10 protein-coding genes are annotated in these 8,451 nt (G+C 68.4%); 8 read left to right on the top strand and 2 right to left on the bottom strand.

All coding sequences use genetic code 11. From position 1 onward, the window contains the following. Positions 1–1,487, bottom strand: a 1,487-nt coding sequence (locus tag AC6EI8_RS21610; RefSeq protein WP_498382833.1) for a CHASE3 domain-containing protein, incomplete at its 3' end; no start/stop codon positions are given. 272 nt (positions 1,488–1,759) lie between these two features. Between AC6EI8_RS21610 and AC6EI8_RS21605 the strand changes: the two genes are divergently transcribed. The 4 genes from AC6EI8_RS21605 to AC6EI8_RS21590 all read left to right on the top strand — a co-directional run bounded on the left by AC6EI8_RS21605 (position 1,760) and on the right by AC6EI8_RS21590 (position 3,492). Continuing rightward, positions 1,760–1,933: a DUF1328 family protein gene (locus tag AC6EI8_RS21605; RefSeq protein WP_006579617.1), complete on the top strand. Its 174-nt coding sequence runs from the start codon at positions 1,760–1,762 to the stop codon at positions 1,931–1,933. 80 nt (positions 1,934–2,013) lie between these two features. Then, on the top strand, positions 2,014–2,181 hold the full coding sequence (locus AC6EI8_RS21600; RefSeq protein WP_006579618.1) for a DUF1328 domain-containing protein: 168 nt from the start codon (positions 2,014–2,016) through the stop codon (positions 2,179–2,181). 163 nt (positions 2,182–2,344) lie between these two features. Next, positions 2,345–2,806 carry a glycine zipper domain-containing protein gene (locus AC6EI8_RS21595; protein WP_149317309.1) on the top strand — a complete coding sequence of 154 codons (462 nt, stop codon included), beginning with the start codon at positions 2,345–2,347 and terminating at the stop codon, positions 2,804–2,806. Positions 2,807–2,898: 92 nt separating this feature from the next. After that, positions 2,899–3,492: a ferritin-like domain-containing protein gene (locus AC6EI8_RS21590; protein WP_006579440.1), complete on the top strand. Its 594-nt coding sequence runs from the start codon at positions 2,899–2,901 to the stop codon at positions 3,490–3,492. A 216-nt stretch (positions 3,493–3,708) separates the two neighbouring features. Here AC6EI8_RS21590 and AC6EI8_RS21585 read toward each other — a convergent pair whose 3' ends face one another. Continuing rightward, on the bottom strand, positions 3,709–4,044 hold the full coding sequence (locus AC6EI8_RS21585; protein WP_149317308.1) for a DUF1840 domain-containing protein: 336 nt from the start codon (positions 4,042–4,044) through the stop codon (positions 3,709–3,711). 227 nt (positions 4,045–4,271) lie between these two features. Here AC6EI8_RS21585 and argS point away from each other — a divergent pair, with 227 nt between their 5' ends. From argS to AC6EI8_RS21565, 4 genes are all read left to right on the top strand, one after another. Further along, a complete protein-coding gene (gene argS, locus AC6EI8_RS21580; RefSeq protein ID WP_150082719.1) occupies positions 4,272–6,059 on the top strand; it encodes an arginine--tRNA ligase in 1,788 nt (595 codons plus the stop codon). Between the two features lie 116 nt (positions 6,060–6,175). Further along, the gene (locus AC6EI8_RS21575; RefSeq protein ID WP_149317306.1) at positions 6,176–6,883 is read left to right on the top strand and encodes an SPOR domain-containing protein; all 708 of its coding nucleotides are present in this window, start codon (positions 6,176–6,178) and stop codon (positions 6,881–6,883) included. 85 nt (positions 6,884–6,968) lie between these two features. Further along, complete coding sequence (locus AC6EI8_RS21570) at positions 6,969–7,604, top strand: thiol:disulfide interchange protein DsbA/DsbL (protein WP_149317305.1); 636 nt, start codon at positions 6,969–6,971, stop codon at positions 7,602–7,604. A gap of 110 nt (positions 7,605–7,714) precedes the next feature. Continuing rightward, positions 7,715–8,451: SDR family oxidoreductase (locus AC6EI8_RS21565; protein ID WP_498382832.1), on the top strand; the 737-nt coding region annotated here is incomplete at its 3' end.

Here is an 8,451-nt window from a genome sequence, read left to right as displayed (position 1 = left end):
GTCGACGCCGTCAGCCCGGGCCCCGTCTGCGCAGGTCCGGTCTGCGCAGATCCCGTCTGCCCGGGGCCAGCGATCGGCAGCTCATGCGGCAGCGGCTCGTCGGCCTCGTCCAGCGACGGCGGCGGCGCCACCACGGCATCGGTCAGCGGCACCTCGACGCGGACCGTGACGCCGGCGCCCGGCGTCGAATCGATCTGCAGCGTGCCGCCCAGCGCGATCACGCGCTGCTCCATGCCCAGCAGCCCATGGTGGCCGGAGGTGCGGCGCGTTTCGATATCGGCCGGCAGGCCGCGCCCGTTGTCGCTGACCTTCAGCAGCAGATGGTCGTCGGTACGCGTGAGCGCGACCGACACGCGGCTCGCCTCGGCGTACTTGGTCGCATTGGTCAGCGACTCCTGCACGATGCGGTACAGCGCGATGGCCGCGGCGTCGCGCAGTGGCGGCACGGACGGGTCCAGCTCGACCTCGGTCTCCCAGTGATTGCGCGTGGCCACTTCCTCGACCAGCTGGGCGATCGCCTCCTTCAGGCCGAGGTTCAGCAGCACGGTCGGGCGCAGGTCCTCGATCAGGCGGCGCTTGATCTGGATGCCCTGGTCCACATGCAGCATCACCCGCGTGATCTTTTCCTGGATCTCGGGATAGTCGTTCTGCAGGCGCCGGCGGATCCAGTGCATGTCGAGCTTGGTCGCCGTCAGGATCGCGCCCAGCTCGTCGTGCAGCTCGCGCGCCAGCCGGGTCTTCTCGTCCTCGGTGACGCGCTGCAGGTGGGAGGCCAGCGCCGACAGCTGGCGCGTGCGCGCCCGCACCATGCGGTCCAGCCGCGCGCTTTCCTCCTCGAGCTCGCTGCGCGCGGCCTCGGAGACCGCCAGGCGCCGCGAATGCTGGAAGCCGACGATGACCAGCAGCACGATGTTGATCGCGGTCAGCAGGCCGATGCCATAGCGCGACAGGTTGATGTCGCGGTCCGCGTTCTCGAGATTGCGCGATACCGACGCGGCCGAGCGCGCGCGCAGCGTCTCCAGGCCGAGCCGCGCCTTCTCCATGGTCTGCTTGCCGAAGTCCGTGCGGATCAGGTCCAGCGCCACCTCGACATCGCGCTTGCCGTAGATCAGCGTCAGCTCCATTTCGGTCAGCTTGCGGCTGATCAGCAGCGACGCCTCGCCGAACTGCTTCAACGCCTCGGGGTCGTCGGCGAAGCGGTTGCGGATGTCGTTCATCAGCGTGTTGATGCGCGGAATGGCGCGATGGTACGGCTCGAGATAGCTTTCCTTGCCGGTCAGCAGGTAGCCGCGCTGGCCCGCCTCGGCGTTGACCAGCTCGGCCAGCAGCGCGCTGATGTCGCTCTGCACGTTCTGCGAGCGGATGACCTGCGAGTAGCCCTGGCGCAGCCGGATATTGCCGGCCTCCGAGGCGATCAGCACGACCACCGTGAGCAGGATGCCACCCGCGAGCAGCACGGTGGACCGCAACGACGATAGCTTCAACATGATGGAATTTCCTGGATTGCGCGCTCGCGGTCGCGCGCGGTGACTGCGCCGATGGAATCACAACGATTGCGCCCGGTCAACCGATCCACCGGGACATCCGGAGGCGTGGCGAAGCGGTGCGCCGCACGGGACCTGGCGCCGCGCGGGACCTGTAGGAAACCGCTGACAGGGGAATCGGTGCAAGGTCGGTGCCTCGCCGAAGTGGCGATTCCTACCATGCTTGCATGGCCTGGCGCACCGAAGCACCGAGCCGCGAGAACAGGAGAAACACCATGCTGAAGTGGGCGCTGATCTTTGCCGTGATTTCCATCGTCGCGGGGCTGCTCGGTTTCACCGGCATCGCGGCGGGCGCGGCGGGCATCGCCAAGGTGCTGTTCTTCCTGTTCCTGATTCTGTTCGTGCTGTTCCTGGTGCTTGGGGTAACGATCTTCAAGTCGGTCAAATGACGGCCCACCCGACGATCACCGCTCGCGCTCACGCGCGCTGTTGTGCTAAGGCAGTTCGATCCAACTAGGGGAGTTTCACCATGCTTTACTACGCACTGGTCTTTTTCATCATCGCCCTGGTCGCCGCCGTGTTCGGCTTTGGCGGCATCGCTGCCGGCGCGGTCGAAATCGCGAAGATCCTGTTCTTCATCTTCCTGGTAGTGGCGCTGGTGACCTTCGTCATGAGCCTGGTCCGCAAGGGCCGATGATCGGCCGATGAAAGGCCGATGAAGGGCCGTCGATGGTCCGACAAGGGCTCGTTGACGGCCCGCTGATCGTCGCCAGGCCCTGCGCCAGGTTGCCTGCATTGCGTCGGCCAAGCGCGGCGCTTAGCGTCGCGCCTTGGCCGACGCGCGTCTTAAGGAGAGTCCCATGCTGACCCACAATCCGAAGGTGAAGAAGGAAGTCCGCCATCTTGCCGATTGCGCCAGCGACACGGTTCGCCAGTTGCGCCACGCCGCCCGCGATACCAGCGGCGCCGCGCGCGAGGCCGCCTCGCCGGTGGTGGACGAGGTGAGGGGACTGATCTCGGCCCTCGAACACACGATCGAGGTGCTGGCGCGCGAAGGTTCGTCCGAGGCCGCGCAGGCCAGCCGCCGGCTGCAGACGCGGGCGCGCATGCTGGCCGATCAGGCCCGCGAGGCCACGGTGCAGAGCGCCAGCCGTGCGCGCGAGCGTGTCGACCAGGCGGTCGTCGGCGTGCAGCACAGCGTCGCCGAGTCGCCGTTCCGCGCCATCGCGATCGCCGCGGCGGTCGGCGCGATCGCCGCGCTGCTGCTGGTGGGTGGCAGCAGCCGCCGCCGCAGCGAGGACGGCAACTACGACGGCAACTGAGCGAACGAGCGACGGCAACGAGCGACGGCAACGGAGGCAACGCACCTCCGGCCGCGAACCCCACAAAGCAACCTGACAGGAGAACCGCATACATGGACACCCAGACCACGGGCGCCGCCTCTTCCCGCACCGATGCCTCCTCCGCCGGCAAGGGGCCGACCCAGGGCTTTCTGTCGGATGTCGCCACCATCCGCGCACGTGCCCGCAAACATATCGAGGACGGCGCGGTCACCGAGAACTACGACGCGGACCGCGCCACTGTGCTCAAGCTGCTGAACGAAGCGCTGGCAACCGAGCTGGTCTGCGTGCTGCGCTACCGGCGCCACCACTTCATGGCCAAGGGCATCCACGCCGAGCCGATCGCGGCCGAGTTCAAGGTCCATGCCGATGAAGAGCAGGCCCACGCCGACCGCATCGCCGCGCGCATCGTGCAGCTGGGCGGCGAGCCGGATTTCTCGCCCGACGGCCTGTCGGCGCGCAGCCATTCGGAATATGTCGCCCCCAACGGGCTGACGGACATGATCCGCGAGAACCTGATCGCCGAGCGGATCGCGATCGAGAGCTATCGCGAGATGATCCAGTACATGGGCGAGCGCGACCCGACCACGCGGCGCATCCTGGAAGAGATCCTGGCGGTCGAGGAGGAGCACGCTGACGAACTGGCCGACATGCTGAGCAAGGAGTAACGGTCCCGGCCGACCACGGCGGCCGCGCATGCCGCCATCAAGAATGTCGCCGGCGCTGCCGATGAAGCCATCGGCAGCGCCGGACAAGGAATTGCGGTGCCTCCCCCGACGCCGCAATATCGCAGTACCCCCCTTCGGATCCCCCCTGGTCCGGTGCCCGGTCCGCCCCCAGCGGCCGGGCTGTTTTTTTGGGGGAGGCGGGATTTCCTCAGACGCCTACACGCCCCACAACACGTCGCAGCCCTCGCGCTGCGAGGCTCGCAGCATGTCGAGGAAGGGATAGGCGCGCTGTCCGAGGTGCAGCGGCTCCTCTTCGTCATCGTCGTAGTCGCTGCCCTTGCCGCGCTGCTCCTCGGGCAGCTGGCTCTGCGCCGGCGACTGCTTGGCCTGCATCACGGCGGCCTCGAGCCGGTGGATCGCGCGGGGGAGTTCTTCCTTGGTGATCACCCCGCGTTCGCCGACGTGCTTGCCGATGATGCCGAGCAACGTGACGGCGAGATCGTTCATCATGATCAGGTCTTGCGACGCGTGGGACTTGAAGGTGATCAGCATGGTGGTTCCTTGTCAGCCTTGTTGGGATGGTAGCCGTCCTGCTCCGGCGCGCCGGGAGCCGGCCGACTGGCTCCTGCGGATGATGTCAGCATAGCACCTGATAAAATCCGCGTTCTGCAATCGATTGCCCGTGCCGCGCTGCGGCATCGCCACGCTGCCGGTGACGGCACCGCCACTATGGCCCAAGCCATCGCGGTCCTGGTCGTGGCGCCCGGGCCCAGACATTCATGCTGCCTGTTCAGACCTCCAAACTTGCCGCCGCGTTCACCGATGCGGTACGCGCGCTGGCGCCGGCCGATGCCGTGCTGCCCGCTGTCGCCTTCGAACGGCCCAAGGTGGCCGCCCACGGCGATCTCGCCTGCAATCTGGCGATGCAGGTGGCCCGCACGCTCAAGCGCAATCCGCGCGAGCTGGCGCAGCAGATCGTCGACGCCGTGAAGGCCGATGCGCGTACCGCCTCGCTGGTGGCGAGCCTGGAGATCGCCGGTCCCGGCTTCATCAACCTGCGGCTGACGCCGGCGGCCAAGGCCGAGACGCTGCGCGCGGTGCTGGAGCAGGGCGACGGCTATGGCGCCCAGCAGCAGGGCGCGCGCGGCCAGGTGCTGGTCGAGTTCGTCTCGGCCAATCCGACCGGCCCGCTGCACGTGGGCCACGGCCGCCAGGCCGCGCTGGGCGACGCGCTCGCCAACCTGCTGTCGTGGCAGGGCTTCGCGGTCCACCGCGAGTTCTACTACAACGACGCCGGCGTGCAGATCCAGAACCTGGCGATCTCGGTGCAGGCGCGCGCGCGCGGCCTGAAGCCGGGCGAGGCCGGCTGGCCCGAGGCCGCCTACAACGGCGACTACATCGCCGACATCGCCGCCGACTTCCTCGCCCGCAAGACCGTGCGCGCTTCCGACGGCGAGCCGGTGACCGCCTCGGGCGACGTCGAGGATCTCGATTCGATCCGCAAGTTCGCCGTCACCTACCTGCGCAACGAGCAGGACATCGACCTGCAGGCGTTCGGCGTCAAGTTCGACCGCTATTACCTCGAGTCGTCGCTGTACACCGACGGCAAGGTCGAGGAAGCGGTGCAGACGCTGATCGCCAAGGGCAAGACCTACGAGAGCGAAGGCGCGCTGTGGCTGCGCACCACCGACGACGGCGACGACAAGGACCGGGTGATGCGCAAGGGCGATGGCAGCTACACCTACTTCGTGCCGGACGTCGCCTATCACACCACCAAGTGGGAGCGCGGCTTCCACAAGGTCATCAACGTGCAGGGCAGCGACCACCACGGCACCATCGCGCGGGTGCGCGCCGGCCTGCAGGGGCTGGAGATCGGCATCCCGGCCGGTTATCCCGACTACGTGCTGCACAAGATGGTCACCGTGATGAAGAACGGCGAGGAGGTCAAGATCTCCAAGCGCGCCGGTTCGTATGTCACGGTGCGCGACCTGATCGAATGGAGCAATGGCGGCGACGAGACCATCCGCGCCTGCCTGGAAGCGGGCGTGGCCGACTGGCCGGCGCATTTCACGCGCGGCCGCGACGCGGTGCGCTTCTTCCTGCTGTCGCGCAAGGCCGACACCGAGTTCGTCTTCGACGTCGACCTGGCGCTCAAGCAGAACGACGAGAACCCGGTGTACTACGTCCAGTACGCGCATGCCCGCATCTGCTCGATCTTCGAGTCGTGGGGCGGCGAGGGCTGGCAGCAGCGCCTGGCCGAGCTGGCCGGCGCCGACCTGGAGCCGGTGACCGGCGCCGCCGCGAGCCCGCAGGCGCTGGCGCTGGGGCAACGGCTGGCCGAATTCCCCGAGATGCTGGCCCAGGCCGCGAACGAGCTGGCGCCGCACGCGGTGGCCTTCTACCTGCGCGATCTGGCGGGCGACTTCCATGCCTTCTACAACGCCGACCGCGTGCTGGTCGATGACGAGCCGGTCAAGCTGGCGCGGCTCGCGCTGCTGGCGGCGACCCGCCAGGTGCTGCGCAACGGCCTCGCGGTGATCGGCGTCTCGGCCCCGCAGCGCATGTGAGGCGGCTGCGCGGCCTGCCGACGTCCCACCCGTTTGCAGGCCGCGATGGCTCGGCTGCCCGGTCGCCATGCCGGGCACTGGCTCTATAATCTTCCGGCAATATCCAAGAGGACTCCATGCAACAGCAACGCAAGCGTGCCCCGCGCAAGGCCAGCCGCGCCCAGCAGCGCGGGGGTACGTTTCTCGGCCTGGTGCTCGGCCTGATCATCGGCCTGGCCATCGCGGTGGTGGTGGCGCTGTATATCACCAAGGCGCCGACGCCGTTCCAGCGCAAGGGCACGCCCAAGCCGGCCGAGCCCGGCAACGTGGTCGGGACCCTGCCGTCGCCGGTGCAGGAGCCGCCGTCGGACCCGAACAAGCCGCTGTGGAGCAAGACCCCGCCCAAGCCGGTCGGCCCGCCGGCGGAACCGGCGCATCGGGAGCCCACCGCGCCCACCACTCCGGCCGCTCCCGCGACCAGGCCGGCGCCGGCGCCTGAGGAAGCCGCCAGGCCCGCGCCCAAGACCGCCGAGAAGCCGGCGGAAAAGGCAGCCGAGCGTCCGGTCGCCGACCCGATCGCCGAGATCGCCCAGGCCGATGCCAACAAGGTCGGTTATCTGCTGCAGGTCGGCGCCTTCCGCTCGCAGGACGACGCCAACCGGCAGAAGGCCAACCTGGCGATGCAGGGCTTCGAGGCCAAGGTCACCGACCGCGAGGTCAACGGCGTCAAGCTGTATCGCGTGCGGCTCGGCCCGTACAACAAGATCGAAGACATGAACCGCGCGCGCGACCGCCTGCAATCGGCCGGTTTCGAGGCGTCGGTGATCCGCTTCACCAAGCAGTAAGCCAGGAGGCGGCGGCGCCGGGGCGGGCTGAACCCGCGCGGCGCATCGCTGTCATACGCAGACCGTTTCACTTTTCTCTCGCGCCATGAAGAAAATCGCCGCCTTGTTCGCCACGCTCGCCGCCGCCGCGGGACTGATGATGGCATCGCCCGCCCAGGCCGCGCCGGCCGAAGGCAAGGAATACCAGGTCCTGAAGGCGGCCCAGCCCGTCACCGCAGGCAAGATCGAGATCACCGAGTTCTTCTGGTACGGCTGCCCGCATTGCTACGACTTCGAGCCCGAGCTGGAGGGCTGGGTCAAGAAGCAGGGCAAGGACGTGGTGTTCAAGCGCGTGCCGGTGGCGTTCCGCGACGACCTGCTGCCGCATACGCGCATCTACTACGCGCTCGAATCGATGGGCAAGCTCGACGCCATGCACAACAAGGTCTTCAGCGCGATCCACGCCGAGCGCAAGCGCCTGCTGGACCCGAACGAGATCGCCGACCTGATGGCCAAGAACGGCATCGACCGCAAGGCCTTCCTGGAGGCCTACAACTCGTTCTCGGTGTCGACCAATACCACGCGGGCCAACAAGATCGCCGACGCCTACAAGATCGACGGCGTGCCGACCATCGTGATCCAGGGCAAGTACGTGACCTCGCCGTCCATCGCGGGCAGCAAGGGCGCCGCGCTGCAGACGATGGACTACCTGGTGACCCAGGTCCGCGACAAGAAGCTGTGATGACACCGCGCGCCGCCGTCGCCGCCGAAGCACGGCCGGCGCGCGGCTGAGCGGCGCGCTTCCTTCCGCTTCGTCCCTCCGCTTCGCCTCTCTCCTTCCCCCGCCGCCCGATGCGACCCGTCAAAGTCTTTCTCACCGGCGCATCGAGCGGAATCGGCCAGGCCCTGGCGCGCGAATATGCGCGGCAGGGCGCGATTCTCGGCCTGGTCGGCCGCCGCGACGATGCACTGCGCGCGTTCGTCGCCACCCTGCCCAATCCCAATGCCGCCCGCGTCTATGCGGCCGACGTGCGCGATGCCGACGCGATGCTCGGCGCCGCGCAGGACTTTCTCGACCATTTCGGCTGTCCCGATGTCGTGATCGCCAATGCCGGCGTGTCGGTCGGCACGGTGGCGAGCGAACGCGAGGATCTGGAGGCGTTCCGCGCGGTCATGGATACCAACTGGTTCGGCGTGCTGACCACCTTCCAGCCCTTCCTGGCGCCGATGCAGGCCCGGGACGTGGGGCCGCGCGAGTGGCGCGGCACGCTGGTCGGCATCGCCAGCGTCGCCGGCGTGCGCGGACTGCCGGGCGCGGGCGCCTACAGCGCGTCGAAGTCGGCGGTGATCAAGCTGCTGGAGAGCCTGCGGCTGGAGCAGCGGCCGCACCGCATCCGCGTGGTCACCATCGCGCCCGGCTATATCCGCACGCCGATGACCGCGCGCAATCCGTATCCGATGCCCTTCCTGATGGACGCCGACGCCTTCGCGCGCAAGGCGGTGCGGGCGATCGCCGCGGGCCGGCGCTTTGCCGTGGTGCCGTGGCAAATGGGAGTCGTGGCCTCGGTGCTGCACGTGCTGCCGCGCTG

The sequence above is a fragment of the Cupriavidus sp. R6-3 genome (genome assembly GCF_059772245.1).
Note: the sequence above shows the minus strand (reverse complement) of the source record. Positions and strands in the feature narration are given on the sequence as shown.

Coding starts and splice junctions, on each gene's coding strand:
- AC6EI8_RS21575 (WP_149317306.1), top strand. CDS start 6,176: ATGCAACAGCAACGCAAGCGTGCCCCGCGCAAGGCCAGCCGCGCCCAG.
- argS (WP_150082719.1), top strand. CDS start 4,272: ATGCTGCCTGTTCAGACCTCCAAACTTGCCGCCGCGTTCACCGATGCG.
- AC6EI8_RS21605 (WP_006579617.1), top strand. CDS start 1,760: ATGCTGAAGTGGGCGCTGATCTTTGCCGTGATTTCCATCGTCGCGGGG.
- AC6EI8_RS21590 (WP_006579440.1), top strand. CDS start 2,899: ATGGACACCCAGACCACGGGCGCCGCCTCTTCCCGCACCGATGCCTCC.
- AC6EI8_RS21570 (WP_149317305.1), top strand. CDS start 6,969: ATGAAGAAAATCGCCGCCTTGTTCGCCACGCTCGCCGCCGCCGCGGGA.
- AC6EI8_RS21585 (WP_149317308.1), bottom strand. CDS start 4,044: ATGCTGATCACCTTCAAGTCCCACGCGTCGCAAGACCTGATCATGATG.
- AC6EI8_RS21595 (WP_149317309.1), top strand. CDS start 2,345: ATGCTGACCCACAATCCGAAGGTGAAGAAGGAAGTCCGCCATCTTGCC.
- AC6EI8_RS21600 (WP_006579618.1), top strand. CDS start 2,014: ATGCTTTACTACGCACTGGTCTTTTTCATCATCGCCCTGGTCGCCGCC.